Annotated in this window: 16 protein-coding genes and 1 pseudogene; 8 read left to right on the top strand and 9 right to left on the bottom strand. The window is 64.7% G+C overall.

Annotated features, from left to right (window positions below):
- The 4 genes from JWQ24_RS14470 to JWQ24_RS14455 form a co-directional block, all read right to left on the bottom strand.
- The coding region (locus JWQ24_RS14470) for a MoxR family ATPase (protein WP_299809144.1) at positions 1-557 on the bottom strand (557 nt) is incomplete at its 3' end.
- Positions 558-607: 50 nt separating this feature from the next.
- Entirely contained in the window at positions 608-1,414 is an 807-nt protein-coding gene (locus tag JWQ24_RS14465) for a xanthine dehydrogenase family protein subunit M (protein WP_299809141.1), read from the bottom strand.
- A 36-nt stretch (positions 1,415-1,450) separates the two neighbouring features.
- Positions 1,451-1,936 carry a (2Fe-2S)-binding protein gene (locus JWQ24_RS14460; protein WP_299809138.1) on the bottom strand — a complete coding sequence of 162 codons (486 nt, stop codon included), beginning with the start codon at positions 1,934-1,936 and terminating at the stop codon, positions 1,451-1,453.
- Between the two features lie 196 nt (positions 1,937-2,132).
- On the bottom strand, positions 2,133-2,579 hold the full coding sequence (locus JWQ24_RS14455) for a carbon monoxide dehydrogenase subunit G (RefSeq protein WP_299809135.1): 447 nt from the start codon (positions 2,577-2,579) through the stop codon (positions 2,133-2,135).
- A 176-nt stretch (positions 2,580-2,755) separates the two neighbouring features.
- On the opposite strand from JWQ24_RS14455, the gene JWQ24_RS14450 reads away from it, so the two are divergent.
- The 3 genes from JWQ24_RS14450 (at position 2,756) to JWQ24_RS14440 (ending at position 5,439) form a co-directional block, all read left to right on the top strand.
- Positions 2,756-4,111, top strand: coding sequence for a 3-carboxy-cis,cis-muconate cycloisomerase (locus JWQ24_RS14450; RefSeq protein WP_299809132.1), 1,356 nt, complete (start codon positions 2,756-2,758; stop codon positions 4,109-4,111).
- Positions 4,112-4,129: 18 nt separating this feature from the next.
- On the top strand, positions 4,130-4,909 hold the full coding sequence (gene pcaD, locus JWQ24_RS14445) for a 3-oxoadipate enol-lactonase (protein ID WP_299809129.1): 780 nt from the start codon (positions 4,130-4,132) through the stop codon (positions 4,907-4,909).
- A gap of 137 nt (positions 4,910-5,046) precedes the next feature.
- Positions 5,047-5,439 carry a carboxymuconolactone decarboxylase family protein gene (locus tag JWQ24_RS14440; protein ID WP_299809126.1) on the top strand — a complete coding sequence of 131 codons (393 nt, stop codon included), beginning with the start codon at positions 5,047-5,049 and terminating at the stop codon, positions 5,437-5,439.
- Here the strand turns inward: JWQ24_RS14440 and JWQ24_RS14435 are convergent.
- Positions 5,412-5,945, bottom strand: a complete 534-nt coding sequence (locus tag JWQ24_RS14435) for a hypothetical protein (protein WP_299809123.1) — start codon at positions 5,943-5,945, stop codon at positions 5,412-5,414. The genes JWQ24_RS14440 and JWQ24_RS14435 overlap by 28 nt on opposite strands.
- A gap of 291 nt (positions 5,946-6,236) precedes the next feature.
- Here JWQ24_RS14435 and JWQ24_RS14430 point away from each other — a divergent pair, with 291 nt between their 5' ends.
- From JWQ24_RS14430 to JWQ24_RS14410, 5 genes are all read left to right on the top strand, one after another.
- On the top strand, positions 6,237-7,154 hold the full coding sequence (locus JWQ24_RS14430; RefSeq protein WP_299809120.1) for a branched-chain amino acid ABC transporter permease LivH: 918 nt from the start codon (positions 6,237-6,239) through the stop codon (positions 7,152-7,154).
- Positions 7,155-7,164: 10 nt separating this feature from the next.
- The gene (gene livM / locus JWQ24_RS14425) at positions 7,165-8,487 is read left to right on the top strand and encodes a high-affinity branched-chain amino acid ABC transporter permease LivM (protein ID WP_299809117.1); all 1,323 of its coding nucleotides are present in this window, start codon (positions 7,165-7,167) and stop codon (positions 8,485-8,487) included.
- On the top strand, positions 8,484-9,317 hold the full coding sequence (locus JWQ24_RS14420) for an ABC transporter ATP-binding protein (protein WP_299809115.1): 834 nt from the start codon (positions 8,484-8,486) through the stop codon (positions 9,315-9,317). Before livM ends, JWQ24_RS14420 begins: the two co-directional genes overlap by 4 nt.
- Before the next feature lie 124 nt (positions 9,318-9,441).
- Positions 9,442-10,185, top strand: a complete 744-nt coding sequence (locus JWQ24_RS14415; RefSeq protein WP_299809113.1) for an ABC transporter ATP-binding protein — start codon at positions 9,442-9,444, stop codon at positions 10,183-10,185.
- 198 nt (positions 10,186-10,383) lie between these two features.
- Positions 10,384-11,499, top strand: a complete 1,116-nt coding sequence (locus JWQ24_RS14410) for a branched-chain amino acid ABC transporter substrate-binding protein (RefSeq protein WP_299809112.1) — start codon at positions 10,384-10,386, stop codon at positions 11,497-11,499.
- 186 nt (positions 11,500-11,685) lie between these two features.
- Here JWQ24_RS14410 and JWQ24_RS14405 read toward each other — a convergent pair whose 3' ends face one another.
- The 4 genes and pseudogenes from JWQ24_RS14405 to JWQ24_RS14390 form a co-directional block, all read right to left on the bottom strand.
- A complete protein-coding gene (locus tag JWQ24_RS14405) occupies positions 11,686-12,549 on the bottom strand; it encodes a sugar phosphate isomerase/epimerase family protein (RefSeq protein WP_299809110.1) in 864 nt (287 codons plus the stop codon).
- The gene (locus JWQ24_RS14400) at positions 12,549-13,739 is read right to left on the bottom strand and encodes a dihydrodipicolinate synthase family protein (RefSeq protein WP_299809108.1); all 1,191 of its coding nucleotides are present in this window, start codon (positions 13,737-13,739) and stop codon (positions 12,549-12,551) included. The genes JWQ24_RS14405 and JWQ24_RS14400 overlap by 1 nt, the downstream gene beginning before the upstream one ends.
- Before the next feature lie 9 nt (positions 13,740-13,748).
- On the bottom strand, positions 13,749-14,900 hold the full coding sequence (locus JWQ24_RS14395) for a Gfo/Idh/MocA family oxidoreductase (RefSeq protein WP_299809106.1): 1,152 nt from the start codon (positions 14,898-14,900) through the stop codon (positions 13,749-13,751).
- 2 nt (positions 14,901-14,902) lie between these two features.
- Positions 14,903-15,529, bottom strand: a pseudogene (locus JWQ24_RS14390) (hypothetical protein); the annotation flags it as partial.

The following is a 15,529-nucleotide window of genomic DNA, read 5'->3' as shown; positions in this document are numbered from 1 at the left end:
GTGCGATTCGAGGTGATGATGACGATCGGCGGCTGCGCGGCTTTAACGGTTCCCAGCTCCGGAATGGTGACCTGGAAATCGGCCAGCACTTCCAGCAGGAACGCTTCGAATGCCTCGTCGGCGCGGTCGAGCTCGTCGATCAGCAGCACCGGCGCTCCCGCCGGATCCGGCTCCAGCGCCTGCAACAGCGGCCGCTTGATCAGGAAGCGCTCGGAGAACACATCGTTCTGGATGCGCTTGCTGTCGCGCTCGCCCTCCGCTTCGGAGGCGCGGATCGCGATCATCTGCGCGGCGTAATTCCACTCATAGACCGCGGAGGCAACGTCGAGACCTTCGTAGCACTGCAGCCGGATCAGCCGCCGACCGAGCGTCGACGACAGCACCTTGGCGATCTCGGTCTTGCCGACGCCGGCCTCGCCCTCGAGAAACAGCGGCCGGCCCATGCGCAGCGCCAGAAACACCACGGTGGCCAGCGAGCGCTCGGCGAGATAACCGCGCGAGGTCAACATTTCCAGCGTCGCATCGACGGAGGTGGGAGGCGCCGATGTCGCAGTCATGGATGAGCCGATCTCGGAAAAGCGAACGTGGTGGTGACGGAGCTGATCGATCAGCTCCGGGCGTTGGCGGCTTCGACGGCGCGCTTGGCCAGCACGCCGATCAGGTGGGCACGATATTCGGCGCTGCCGTGCAGGTCGCTGTTGAGACCTTCGGCGGGAACGCTGAGACCTTCCAGCGCCTTCGGCGAGAAACGTTTCTGCAGCGCCAGCTCGAAAGCCTCGACCCGGAACACACCGTCGGAGCCCGCGCCGGTGACGGTGACGCGGACATCCGACGGACGTCTGGCGATGAACACGCCGACCAGCGCGTAGCGCGAGGCCTGATTGCGGAACTTGATATAGGCAGCCTTCTTCGGCAGCGGGAACGAGATCTTGGTGATGATCTCGTCCGGCTCCAGCGCCGTGGTGAACAGGCCCTGAAAGAACTCTTCCGGCTTCAGCTTGCGCTTGTTGGTGACGATGGTGGCGCCCGTCGCCAGTACGGCCGCGGGATAGTCGGCAGTCGGATCGTTGTTGGCGAGCGAGCCGCCGATGGTGCCCTTGTGGCGCACGGCGGGGTCTCCGATCAAAGCGGCCAGTTCGGCCAGCGCCGGGAAGGCTTCGCCGACAACGGCGGATTCAGCGACCGCGGCGTGCTTGGCGAGCGCGCCGATCACCAGCGAACGGCCTTTGATCTCGATGCCGTCGAGACCCTGGACATGTGACAGATCGACGATGTGCGGCGGCGCGGCGAGGCGCTGCTTCATTACCGGCACCAGCGTATGGCCGCCGGAGATCAGCTTGGCGTCTTCATTCTTGAGCAGGAGGTTGGCGGCCTGACGCACGGTCTCCGGACGATGATATTTGAATTCGTACATGAGGTTTCCCTGGGGTGTCCCTGATCGTCGTGCGAGTTACGCGAGGTCGGAATTCGCCATCGCCTTTGCGCCGGCGGCGATCGACTCGACGATGTTCTGGTAGCCGGTGCAACGGCACAGGTTGCCCTCGAGCTCTTCGCGGATCAGGTGATCGCTGAGGTCGTGGCCCTTGCGGTGCACCAGGTCGACCGCGGTCATGATCATGCCGGGGGTACAGAAGCCACACTGCAGGCCGTGATGCTCGCGAAACGCTTCCTGCATCGGATGCAGCGGCGCGCCGTCAGCGGCCAGCCCTTCGATCGTTTTGACCTCGTGGCCGTCGCACATCACGGCGAGCGTCGTGCAGGACTTCACGGCCTTGCCGTCGAGATGCACGACGCAGGCGCCGCATTGCGAGGTGTCGCAGCCGACATGGGTGCCGGTCAGCCGCAGGTTCTCACGCAGAAACTGCACCAGCAGCGTCCGCGGATCGATATTGCCGGTGACGGGATTGCCGTTCACGATCATGGAGACTTTGGCCATATGCACTCTCTTCATCCGCGCCGCCATCGCGTGGCCGAACGGTTATTAAAATCATTCCAAAGGCATAATATGGCCCATCCCGGCAATGAGCAATATCAAGCCAGGGAGGGTCTCGCATGTGTTTTGGGCGCAGCATGGCGCGGAAATCAACAAGACTTGATCGTGGGGCCGGCCGCACGGCCAGCCCCGAAACGTCTTACCCCTGAACCGCCTTGGCGAAGTTCGAGAAGAACTCGTCGGCGATCTTCTTGGCCGAACCGTTGATCAGCCGCTGGCCGAGTTGGGCCAGCTTGCCGCCGATCTGGGCTTCAACATTGTAGGTCAGCAGCGTGCCGCCGTCCTTGTCGGTGAGGCCGACCACCGCGCCGCCCTTGGCGAACCCGGCGATGCCGCCTTCGCCTTCGCCAGAGATCTTGTAGCCGTTCGGCGGATCGAGATCGGACAGCGCGACCTTGCCCTTGAAGCGTGCCGACACCGGCCCGACTTTCATCTTGGCGACGGCACGAAAGCCGCCATCTTCGGTCACTTCGAGTTCTTCGCAGCCGGGGATGCAGGCCTTCAACACCGCGGGATCATTGAGTTTGGTCCACACCACTTCGCGCGGCGCGGCGAGCTGGACTTCGCCGCTCATCGTCATGGCCATCGGACATCTCCTGAATTTGACGCCGTCCCAAATTGACGGGCAATCCCAAGTAGACCACGAGGCGCGCAAAAGAAAGAGTACCGTCTGCGTGGATATGGCGCATCTTCGCGCCGCAACATACTGGCGCCATGGAAGCTATTGGCAGCGGCCGCCGGGGATGATTAGGTCGCGCGCAGATGAGCACATCCCTCTCCCCCTTGCTGGCGCCGCTGCTGTCCAGTCCCGCCATGCGCGACGTCTGCGACGACCTTGCCACGCTGCAGCACATGCTTGACTTCGAGGCCGCGCTGGCGCGCGCCGAAGCAGCCACTGGCGTTATTCCAGCCAGCGCCGTGCCGGCGATCGAGGCCGCCTGCCGCGCCGAACGATTCGACCTGGCAGAACTCGCAGATGCCGCCCCCCGCTCCGGCAACCTGGCGATCCCGCTGGTCAAGATGCTGACGGCCGAGGTGGCGAAGACCGACAAGGACGCCGCGCGCTACGTGCATTGGGGCGCCACCAGCCAGGATGTGATCGATACCGCGACCATGCTCGGCCTGCGCGCCGCGATCGACGCGCTGCTGGCCGATCTCGACCGCGCCATTGCGGGCTTCGCCAGGCTGGCGCAAACGCATCGCGACACAGCCGTGGTGGCCCGCACCTGGCTGCAGCATGCGCTGCCGATGCCGTTCGGGCTCAAGCTCGCCGAATATGCCGCGGCCCTGCACCGCACGCGCCTGCGCCTGCGGCGGCTGTGCCAAGACGGTCTGGCCCTGCAGTTCGGCGGCGCGGCCGGCACGCTGGCTGCTCTCGGCGACAAGGGCCTCGTCGTCGCCGACGCGCTGGCGCAGGAGTTGAACCTGCCGCTGCCCGACGCGCCGTGGCATACCCACCGCGACCGCATCGCCGAAATCGCCTCGGTCATGGCGATCCTCTGCGGCACCACAGGCAAGATCGCCCGCGATGTCTCGCTGATGATGCAGACCGATGTCGGCGAGGCCTTCGAGCCATCCGGCGCTGGCCGCGGCGGCTCCTCGACGATGCCGCACAAGCGCAATCCGGTGGCCTCGGCGATCGCGCTGTCCGCGGCGACGATGGCGCCAAATCTGGCGGCGACGATCTTCGCCGCGCAGGTGCAGGACCATGAACGCAGCGCCGGGCCGTGGCACGCCGAGTGGCCGACGCTGCCGACGCTGCTGCTGGTGACGTCGGGCGCCCTCGCCGCGATCGTCGATATCGCCGAAGGGCTGGAGGTCGATGCCATCAGGATGCTGCTCAACCTCGACGCCACCCACGGCCTGATCATGGCCGAAGCCGTGACCTTCGCGCTGGCCGAAAAGCTCGGCAAGAGCGACGCGCATCATCTGGTTGAGGCCGCCACGAAAAAGGCTGTCGCCGACAAGAGACATCTGCGCGACGTGCTGACCGGAGACGTCCGCGTCACCGCACAGCTTGGCGCCGAAAAAATCGCAAAACTGTTCGAGCCGATGGCCTATCAGGGCGTTTCTCAGGCCCTGATCGACCGCCTGCTCGCCTCGCTCGCACCCAATTAAGAAAACACGGAGACAAAAATGCCGATGATCGACGCCGATGGATGCCTGCTGAATGTTTCAGTCGAAGGCCGCGACGGCGGCCCGACGCTGATGCTGTCGAATTCGCTGGGCACCACGATGCAGATGTGGGAACCGCAGATGGCGGCGTTGACCAAACTGTTCCGCGTCATCCGCTACGACCGCCGCGGCCACGGCAAGTCCGGCCCGGCTGGCGCCGCCTCGATGGAGCGTTACGGCCGCGACGTACTGGCGATCCTCGACGATCTCAACATCGACAAGGTGCACTGGTGCGGACTGTCGATGGGCGGCATGGTCGGGCAATGGCTCGGCGCCAACGCCCCCGAACGCTTCGACCGCATCATCCTGTCCAACACGTCGAGCTACTATCCGGATCCCACCAACTGGCTCAACCGCATCAAGGCGGTGCGCGAGGGCGGCCTCGCCGCCGTGGCAGACGCAGTGATCGGAGGCTGGCTCACCGCCGATTTCCGTGAGCGCGAGCCTGCGATCACCGCCAACATGAAGGCGATGCTGCTCGCCTGCCCGCCCGAAGGCTACCTCGCCGCCTGCGAGGCGCTGAGTACGCTCGACCAGCGCGCGCTGTTGCCGAGGATCAAGAGCCCGACGCTGGTGATCGCCGGCCGCCAGGACATGGCTACGCCGGTCGCCGCCGGCGAATTCATCCGCAGCCAGATCCCCGGCGCCAGCCTGACCATTCTGGACGCCGCGCACATCTCCAACGTCGAACAGCCGCACGCGTTTACCGATGCGGTGGTCGGCTTCCTGACGCAACGCTGACAGCCGTCATTGCGAGCCATCGGGTCGGCGCATAGCGCCGCCCGACGACAGGCTCCGCGAGGCAATCCAGAGGCAACGAGCAAGAACTGGATTGCTTCGTCGCTTCGCTCCCCCGCAATGACGAAAGGAGAACTTCCATGGACGAACAGCAACGCAGCGAGAACGGCACCGCGCAGCGCCGCAAGGTGCTCGGCAATGCCTGGGTCGATAAATCAGCCGCCGGCAAGAACCGCTTCAACGCCGAGTTTCTCGATCTGATCAGCCGCTACGCCTGGGGCGAGATCTGGACGCGGCCGCATTTCGAGGAGCGCACGCGGCGCGTGCTTGTGATCGGCACGATGCTGGCGCTGGGCCAGTGGGATGAATTCCGCATGCACGTTCGCGCGGCGCTTGTCGAAGGCGGCTTCACGCCGGACGACATCAAGGAAATCCTGCTGCAGCAGGCGATCTATTGCGGCGTGCCGGCGGCCAACCATGCCACCAAGGAAGCCGCAGCGATCATTCAGGAACTCGGGCTGCTCAAGGTATAGAATTCGCGATCGCGCGCCGGCTGCGCGCGGCTCTCGGGTTCCGGCACGCGGACCAGCGGCGGCTCGAATGCCATCAGCACGGCGGTGCCGAGCAACAGCAGCAGTTCGGTCGCGTGCAGTTGCATGGCCACGGTCTGGCCGACCTTCGAGGCCATGATCATGCTGGCGAAGCTGATGAAGCTTCCGAGGCCGAGCGCCATCGCCAGCGCCTCGTCGCAGCCGCCGGTCTGGCGGATCGAGGCGCGCGTCGTGAACACCAGAAACACCCCGAAGAACGCCACCACCGTCAGCTTGCCGAGCGCCATCAGCCACGCATAGCGCACCGTGCTCATGGTCGTGAGATGCAGGTGGTCGCTCATGAACAGCACCAGCGCCACGTTGGGGCGCTCATAGACCCCCTGCAGCGGCGAGATCATGATCCGGAAGGCCGCGATGGTCCACGTCGGAATGAAATAGCACGCCAGAAGCGCGCCGTTGAAGCTGCTGATACGCCAGTTCTGGATCATCTCGCCACGCCGCCCCGCGCGGCGCCAAGCCGCAGCGGACGATAAGGCCGGTGGCATTGGAGGGACAATCTAAACCATTTGTTAACCCTAACGCGGAACCGGACACCTTGCCCGATGGTCGGCATCCCGGCCCGTCCGGCGCGAAAATGGCCAAGAAAAACAGCATGTACAGCTCAACTTAGCCGCAGCGGGCATGGTTGCCGGTCCTGATTCCCGCTGTTAGAAAACGGCAGGCGAAGCAGCGTTTCCAGCGCCGGGAACAGTTTCGCCCTCACGCGAACACGGCAGCGCATGGATTATTTCGCCCAGCAACTGATCAACGGCCTCGTGCTCGGCTCGATCTACGGCCTGATCGCGATCGGCTACACGATGGTCTACGGCATTGTCGGCATGATCAACTTTGCCCACGGCGACATTTTCATGATTGGCGGCTTCATCGCGCTGATCACCTTCCTGATCCTGGTCTCGATCGGCCTCAGCTTCGTGCCGGTGATCCTGCTGATCGTGCTGCTGGTTTCGATGGCCGTCACCGCGCTGTATGGCTGGACCATCGAGCGCATCGCCTACCGGCCGCTGCGCCACTCCTTCCGCCTCGCCCCGATGCTGTCGGCGATCGGCATGTCGTTCGTGCTGTCCAACTATTCGCAGGTCGCGCAGGGCGCCCGCGTCAAGCCGGTGCCGCCGATCATCACCGGCGGCTACACGCTGCATGAAGGCCCCTCCGGCTTCGCGGTACAGCTCTCCAACGTGCAGATCGTCGTCGTCGTCACCACCGTGCTGCTGCTCGGCGTGTTCACCTGGCTGGTCGCAAAGACCCGGCTCGGCCGCGACATGCGAGCCTGCGAGCAGGACCAGACGATGGCCGCCCTGCTCGGCGTCGATGTCGACCGCACCATTTCCATGACGTTTGTGATCGGCGCCGCGCTCGCCGCCGTCGCCGGCATGATGTACCTGCTGTATTACGGCCTGGTCGATTTCTTCATGGGCTTCGTCGCCGGCATCAAGGCGTTCACCGCCGCCGTGCTCGGCGGCATCGGCTCGCTGCCCGGCGCGATGCTCGGCGGCCTCCTGATCGGCTTGATCGAAACCCTGTGGGCAGCCTACTTCTCGACGGAATACAAGGACGTCGCGGCGTTCGCGATCCTGATCGTCGTGCTGATCTTCCTTCCGACCGGCCTGCTCGGCCGGCCGGAAGTCGAAAAAGTTTGACGGCGGCGCCGTGGCAGCCCTCGCGCGCACCGCCCCGACCCCGCGCGGCCCGGATGTCGCGTTCATTTTCAAGAAGGCGCTGATCTCGGCCATCGTGGCCTTGGTGCTATTCTCGCTGATGATCGGCGTGCGCACCGAGGCCGGCCCTTCCGGACAGTTGATCTACTGGACGCGGTTCGGCGACCTCGCCACCATGGTCGCTGTGGTGTTCGGCGGCTCGATCATGATGGAGCTGCTGCGCTACTGGTGGGGTCCGGTCGACACCGCCCGCATCGTGCCGCCGGGAACGCAGAAGGCGCTGGCCGTCGCGCGACGCGGCATCGCGCCGGTGCTGCTGGTGTTCACCTTCCTGCTGCCGGTGATCTTCTACGACCAGCGCTACATCCTCGATCTCGGCATTCTCGTGCTGACTTACGTGATGCTCGGCTGGGGCCTCAACGTCGTGGTCGGCCTCGCCGGCCTGCTCGACCTCGGCTATGTCGCGTTCTATGCCGTCGGCGCCTATTCCTACGCGCTGCTGGCGACGACGTTCGGCCTGTCGTTCTGGATCTGCCTGCCGCTGGCCGGCATCCTCGCCGCCTTTTTCGGCGTGCTGCTCGGCTTTCCTGTGCTGCGATTGCGCGGCGACTATCTGGCGATCGTCACGCTGGCGTTCGGCGAGATCGTCCGCCTCGTGATCATCAACTGGCAGGATCTGACCGGCGGCCCGAACGGCATCTCGGGCATCCCGCGGCCCTCCTTCTTCGGCATCCCGCTAACGCCCGGCGACGACGGCCTTGCCGCCAAGCTCGGCATCGCTTTCTCGCCGACGCATCGCATTGTTTTCCTGTTCTACGTCATCCTGGCGCTGGCGCTGCTGACCAACTGGGTGACGATCCGGTTGCGCGGCCTGCCGATCGGCCGCGCCTGGGAAGCCCTGCGCGAGGACGAAGTCGCCTGCCGCGCGCTCGGCATCAACACCACGACGACCAAGCTCACGGCCTTTGCCACCGGCGCGATGTTCGCCGGTTTCGCGGGCGCGTTCTTCGCCACGCGTCAGGGCTTCATCAGCCCGGAATCCTTCACCTTCCAGGAATCGGCGCTGGTGCTGGCGATCGTCGTGCTCGGCGGCATGGGCTCGCAGCTCGGCGTGGCGCTGGCGGCGGTGGCGATGATCGGCGGGTTTGAGCTATTCCGCGGGCTCGACCAGTACCGCATGCTGGTGTTCGGCGCAGCCATGGTGCTGCTGATGATCTGGCGCCCGCGCGGGCTGATCGGCCATCGCGCGCCCACGGTCTATCTGCGCCACAGCACGGTGATCTCGGCCGAACGGGTCGAGGAAAGCCACGCATGAGCCGCGACGACATCCTCAGCGTCGAACATCTGGCGATGCGCTTCGGCGGCATCGTCGCCGTCAATGACCTGTCGTTCTCCGCCGAGCGCGGCAAGATCACCGCTTTGATCGGGCCGAACGGGGCCGGCAAGACCACCGTGTTCAATTGCATCACCGGCTTCTACAAGCCCAGCGCCGGCACCATGCGGCTTGGCCATCACGACCACGAGTGGCGGCTGGAGAAGCTCAACGACTTCCGCATTTCCAAGATCGCCAAGGTCGCGCGCACGTTTCAGAACATCCGGCTGTTTCCCGGCATGACCGCGCTGGAAAACCTGATGGTGGCGCAGCACAACGCGCTGATGAAGGCGTCGGGCTACACCTTTCTCGGCCTGTTCGGCGTCCCGTCCTACCGCGCCGCCGAGAAGGCGGCGATCGACCTCGCCCGCTACTGGCTCGACCAGATAGGCCTGTTGCCGCGCGCCGACGACGCCGCCGGCGAATTGCCCTACGGCGACCAGCGCCGGCTCGAAATCGCGCGCGCGATGTGCACCGAGCCGGCGCTGTTGTGCCTCGACGAACCCGCCGCCGGGCTCAACGCGCGCGAGAGCGCGGCGCTCAGCGAACTACTGCTCAAGATTCGCGCCGAGCACGGCACCTCGATCCTGCTGATCGAACACGACATGTCGGTGGTGATGGAAATCTCTGACCACATCGTGGTGCTGGACTACGGCGTCAAGATCGCCGACGGCACGCCGCAAGCGATCCGCGACAATCCCAAGGTGATTGCCGCCTATCTCGGCGTCGAGGACGAGGAAGTCGAAGCCCTCGAAGCGGAGCTGGGACTGTGAGACGGCAACGCCAAACTCCGTCATGGCCGGGCCTGTCCCGGCCATCCACGCCCGCAAACGACGGCGTATGTGGTTTCGTGGATGGCCGGCACAAGGCCGGCCATGACGACGGAGAGGTCATTCGATGACGTCTCCCTCACCCCCCATGCTCGCCATCCGCGGCCTGTGCGCCTCCTACGGCAAGATCGAAGCCCTGCGCGGCATCGATCTGGAGATCGCCAAAGGCGAGATCGTGGCACTGATCGGCGCCAACGGCGCCGGCAAGTCGACGCTGATGATGACGATCTTCGGCCGGCCACGGGCGCGCGCCGGTACGATCGAATATGACGGCCAGGATATCACGGCCCTGCCGACCCACGAGATCGCGCGGATGCGCATCGCGCAATCGCCCGAAGGCCGTCGTATTTTTCCGCGCATGAGCGTGGCGGAAAACCTGCAGATGGGCGCCGACGTTACCGAAAGCACCCCGGCGGAACGCGCCTCCAGCATTGAAAAGGCACTGACGCTGTTTCCGCGGCTCAAGGAGCGCATGTTCCAGCGCGGCGGCACACTCTCCGGCGGCGAGCAGCAGATGCTGGCGATCGGCCGCGCGCTGATGAGCCGCCCGCGCCTGCTGCTGCTCGACGAGCCCTCGCTCGGCCTGGCGCCCCTGATCGCCAAACAGATTTTCGACGCCATCCGCGAGCTCAACAGGACCGACGGCCTCACCGTGCTGATCGTCGAGCAGAACGCCAACCACGCGCTGCGCCTGGCACACCGCGGCTACGTCATGGTCAACGGGCTGATCACGCTATCCGGCAGCGGCGCCGAACTGCTGCGCGCGCCCGAAATCCGCTCGGCCTATCTCGAAGGCGGACGGAAAGCGTAACGCCTCTCTCTCGTTCCCCGGACGCGCAGCAGCGTGAAGGACGCTGCAGCGGGTCCAGAAAACGAACCACTGCGGCAAGATGCGGCGGCGGGGTGCCGCCCGCCCCCAAATTTGCCGATGACTTAGGCCTCAAATCAGCGGACAATACCGCCGAAGTTGCCCGCGGCCCCGGCCGTCCCGATCATTGCGAGGATCATCATGAAACCCATCAAGCTCCTTGGCCTGGCGTTCGCCGCATCATTGCTGTCGAGTGCCGCCTTCGCGCAGGACATCAAGGTCGCTGTCGCCGGTCCGATGACCGGCAGCGAATCCGCGTTCGGCCGGCAGATGAAGAACGGTGCCGAACAGGCGGTGGTGGATCTCAACGCGGCCGGCGGCGTGCTCGGCAAGAAACTGGCGCTGCAAGTCGGCGACGACGGCTGCGATCCCAAACAGGCGCGCTCGGTGGCCGAAAAGATCGCGTCGGGCGGCGTGCCGTTCGTCGCCGGCCACTTCTGCTCGTCGTCGTCGATCCCGGCCTCGGAGGCCTACGCGGACGGCAACGTGCTGCAGATCACGCCGGCCTCGACCAATCCGCTGTTCACCGAACGCAAGCTGTGGAACGTGCTGCGCGTCTGCGGACGCGACGACCAGCAGGGCCTGATCGCCGCCGACTACATCGCCAAGAATTTTGCCGGCAAGAACGTCGCGATTCTCAACGACAAGACCACCTACGGCAAGGGTCTCGCCGACGAGACCAAGAAGGCGCTCAACAAGGCCGGCTTCACCGAAAAGATGTTCGAGAGCTACAACAAGGGCGATAAGGATTTTAACTCGATCGTCTCCCGCCTGAAGCGCGACAATATCGATCTGGTCTATATCGGCGGCTACCATCAGGAAGCCGGCCTGATCCTGCGCCAGATGCGCGACCAGGGCCTCAAAACCCTGCTGATGGCTGGCGACGCCATGAATGACAAGGAATTCGCCTCGATCACCGGCCCCGCCGCCGAAGGCACGCTGTTCACCTTCGGCCCCGACCCGCGCAACAAGCCGACCGCAAAAGCGATCGTCGAGAAGTTCAAGGCCAAGAACATCGATCCCGAAGGCTACACGCTGTACACCTACGCAGCCTTCCAGGTGTGGTCGCAAGCCGCAACTAAAGCCGGCTCGACCGATCCGAAGAAGGTGATGGACGTCATCAAGGCCGGCGAATGGGACACCGTGCTGGGCAAGATGGCCTTCGACGCCAAGGGCGACATCAAGGCGATCGACTATGTCGTCTACAAGTGGGACGCCAAGGGCAACTACGCCGAGATCAACGCCAAGGCGATGTGAGCAATAGCGGCGCGCTACGCTTTCTTCCTTCTCCCCTTGTGGGAGAAGGTGGCGCGGACGAAGTCCGCGTCGGATAAGGAGGAATGACGGAGTGCGGGGCTACCCCTCACCCGGCCACGCTGATGCGCGGCCACCCTCTCCCACAAGGGGAGAGGGAAAGTAAGAGAGCGTGCGTCGCTTGGCGAACTACACCACGCTCTTGTGGCGTTCGATGCAGGTCTGCAACACCTCATCCATCGGCCTGTCCCACCAGCCGTGGGAAAAGATCTCGATCTCGGAATAGCCGGCAAAGCCCTGCGCTTCCACCGCGGCGCGCACTGATTTGATATCAATCACGCCGTCACCCATCATGCCGCGATCGTTGAGGATGTCCGTCGTCGGCACCAGCCAGTCGCAGACGTGGAACGCCAGCAGGCGGTCCCGGCCGGCACGCACGATCTGCCCCATCAGCTTCGGATCCCACCAGATGTGATAGACGTCAAGCGCGACGCCGAGCATGCCGGTACGGTTCGGGTCGAGCCGGTCGCAGATATCCAGCGCCTGCTCCGTCGTGTTGACGCAGGCGCGATCGGCGGCATAGGCCGGATGCAGCGGCTCGATCGCCAGCGGCATGCTGGCCTGCTTCGCGTACTCCATCATGTCAGCGATGCCGTCATCGACCTGCGCGCGAGCGTTGACAATGTCCTTCGACGCCGCACTGCCCGGCCGCGAATATTGCGGCAGGCCGCCGACGACCAGCACGATGCACGGCGCGCCCAGCGCCACGGCCTCGTCGACGCAGCGTCGGTTGTCGTCGTGCTCCTGCGCGCGGTGCGCCTCGTCGGCAACGAACATGCCGCCGCGACAATAGCCGGACAATTCGAGGTCGTTGTCCCGAACCGCACGCACGGCGTTCTCGAGCCCGACGGTCGCGACCTGGTCGCGCCACGGGCTGACACCGCGGATGCCGTGCCTGCCACAGGCGTCCGCAATCGCAACGAAATCGCCCTGCTTGCGAACGGTCGCCGTATTCAGCGACAGCCAGCGATGGTCCCCGGAGAAATCGCGCATCAGGCCTCGACCCCGCGAACGGCGAGGATCGCCTTCATGCGCTGCGTCGCCTGTTCGGGGTTCGACAACAGCCCGGCCTGATCGGCGAGACGAAACAGCTCGGCCAGATGCAGCGTCGAGCGCGTGCTCTCCTGACCGCCAATCATGGTGAAATGATCCTGATGACCGTTGAGATAGGCCATGAAAACGATGCCGGTCTTGTAGAAGCGCGTCGGCGCCTTGAATATATGGCGCGACAACGGCACCGTGGGCCCAAGCACGTCGTGAAAGCCCTTGTCGTCGCCGGCCGCCAGCCGCGACAGCGCGTAGGACGCAGCCGGCGCGATGGCGTCGAAGATGCCAAGCAGCGCGTGGGAGAAACCCTTGTCATCGCCGGCGATCAGTTCGGCGTAGTTGAAGTCGTCGCCGGTATACATCTTCACTTCGGGCTTGAGCCGGCGACGCATGTCGATCTCGCGCTGCGCGTCGAGCAGCGAGACCTTGACGCCATCGACCTTCGAAGCGTTGCGGTTGATGACATCGACCGCGATGTCCATGGCTTCGTCGAGGCTGGTCGTGCCCCAGTAATTCGCCAGCGCCGGATCGAACATGTCGCCGAGCCAGTGGATGATCACCGGCTGGCTGCATTGCGACAGCACGCGGTCATAGACGCGGCCGTAATCCTCGGCGCTCTTGCCAAGCTTGGCGAGCGCGCGCGACGCCATCAGAATGATGCGGCCACCGACCTTCTCGATCGCCGCGATCTGTTCCTCATAAGCGTGGATTACGTCATCCAGCGTCCGGGCGTCTTCCACCGCGAGGTGGTCGGTGCCTGCGCCCGAGTACACCAGCGCGCCCCGTGGCTTCGCCGCCGCGACGGAACGCTGGATCAGTTCCAGCGAGGTCGGCCAGTCCATGCCCATGCCGCGCTGCGCGGTGTCCATCGCTTCGGCGACGCCGAGACCGAGGTCCCAGACGTGCTCGCGAAACGCGATGGTGCGGTCCCAGTCGATCTTGCTGTTGAGCCAGGGGTCACATTCCGCGAGCGGATCGGCCACCACATGGGCGGCCGAAAACGCGATGCGGTTCAGCTTGCCCTCGAGCCTCATTGGAAACGTGCGCGACGCCGCCAGCCGATAGGTCTCGATCGAACGATCGGCCTTCGGCAGCTTCAGCGACAAAGTGGACATGGGTTGGACTGGCTTGTTCATGAGATCACCTCAGACCGTGAGCTTGGGCACATCGACCCAGCGGCGTTCTTTCCAGCTTTCCAGCGCGCATTCGACGAGCTGCACGCCCTTGGCGCCTTCCAGCAGCGTGTATTTGTACGGCGCATCCTCGCAGACGTGGCGGATGAACATCTCCCACTGCTCCTTGAAGCCGTTGTCGTAGACGGCGTTGTCCGGCACCTTCTGCCAGTCGCCGTAGAAATCGTGGGTGCGCTTCTCGTCGGGATTCCACACCGGCCGCGGCGTCGCCTGGCGCGCCTGGATCATGCACTCCGTGAGGCCGGCCACCGCCGAACCATGCGTGCCATCGACCTGGAAGGTGACGAGATCGTCGCGATAGACGCGCGTCGCCCACGACATGTTCATATGCGCAATGACGCCGTCCTTCAGCTTGAAGGTCGCGTAGGCCGAGTCATCGGCGGTCGCGGTGTACTTCTTGCCCTGCTCGTCCCAGCGCGCCGGAATGTCGGTGGTGCCCAGGCAGGTCAGGCTCTCGACCTCGCCGAACAAATTGTCGAGCACGTAGCGCCAGTGGCAGACCATGTCCAAAATCATGCCGCCGCCGTCCTCGGCGCGGTAGTTCCACGATGGCCGCTGCGCTTCCTGCCAGTCGCCCTCGAACACCCAGTAGCCGAACTCGCCGCGCACCGAGAGCATCTTTCCGAAGAAGCCCGAGTCGCGCAGCATCGCCAGCTTCTTCAGGCCGGGCAGGAACAGCTTGTCCTGCACGGTGCCGTGCTTGAGGCCCTTCGCGTTGGCCTTCTGGATCACGTCGAGCGCCGCGGCCAGATTGGTCGCGATCGGCTTCTCGCAATAGATGTGCTTGCCGGCTTCGATCGCCTTGTTGAGCAGGCCGGGACGCGCCTGAGTGGTGGCGGCGTCGAAGAAGATGGTATCGTCCTTGTTCTTCAACGCCTCATCGAGATCGGTGGTCCAGCGATCGATGCCGTACTTCTTGGCGAGACCCTCGATCTTCTCGGCGTTGCGGCCGACTAGGATCGGATCCGGCATCATGCGATCGCCATTCTTCAGCGTCACGCCGCCTTGCGCGCGGATCGCCACGATCGAGCGTACGAGATGCTGGTTGAGACCCATACGGCCGGTAATGCCGTTCATGATGATGCCGAGGCGGTGGACAGCCATAGTCAGTTCTCCAACAGGATTTTTGTTCTGGGGCGCTGGAGCGGCGACAACGCCGTCCAGTCCGGATGGGCGCCGGATGCAAATCCGGCAGAGGTCAGCGATCCCGTCAGGAGATCGCCGTCGTGAATGTCGAGCCGGATCACGTCGCCGTCGCGGCGGTAGAGATCCGGATGCGCTTCGAGAAACGCTTCAGCCTCTTCCGCAGGTGCTTCGCCAAAGCCATCGACATAATGATGGCCGTTGCGCTCGGCGTGGGTGACACCGATCAGCGCGCCAAGCGCCAGATCTTGCTGCACACCGAGCCCGGCCTGGCAGGTGAGATCCTCGCCGGTGATGAAATAGGCATCGCCGGCAGCGCTCCATTTCGCCGCGCGCGTCGCGTTGACGATCGACTTGTAGATGCCCTTGCAGGATTTCGAGGAGATACCGCGATAACCGAGCGCCTTCGCGGCCGGAAATGCATCATAGGAATCGTCGGCTTCATCGATGATGAAATCGCGGTTCGACAATTTTCCGAGCGGCGATTGCCTTGTGATGTCGCGCGGCATCGGCTGCTCGATATAGAGCAGCTTGGCCGCGATCGGCCGCAGCGCCGTGTCGCGATCGAGCCGGTCGGCCAGATCGCGCAG

The organism is Tardiphaga sp. (assembly GCF_028290495.1).
In the GTDB taxonomy this organism is placed as follows: domain Bacteria; phylum Pseudomonadota; class Alphaproteobacteria; order Rhizobiales; family Xanthobacteraceae; genus Tardiphaga.
The sequence above is the reverse complement of the archived record's forward strand: the minus strand, read 5'-3'. Positions and strand labels throughout refer to the sequence as shown.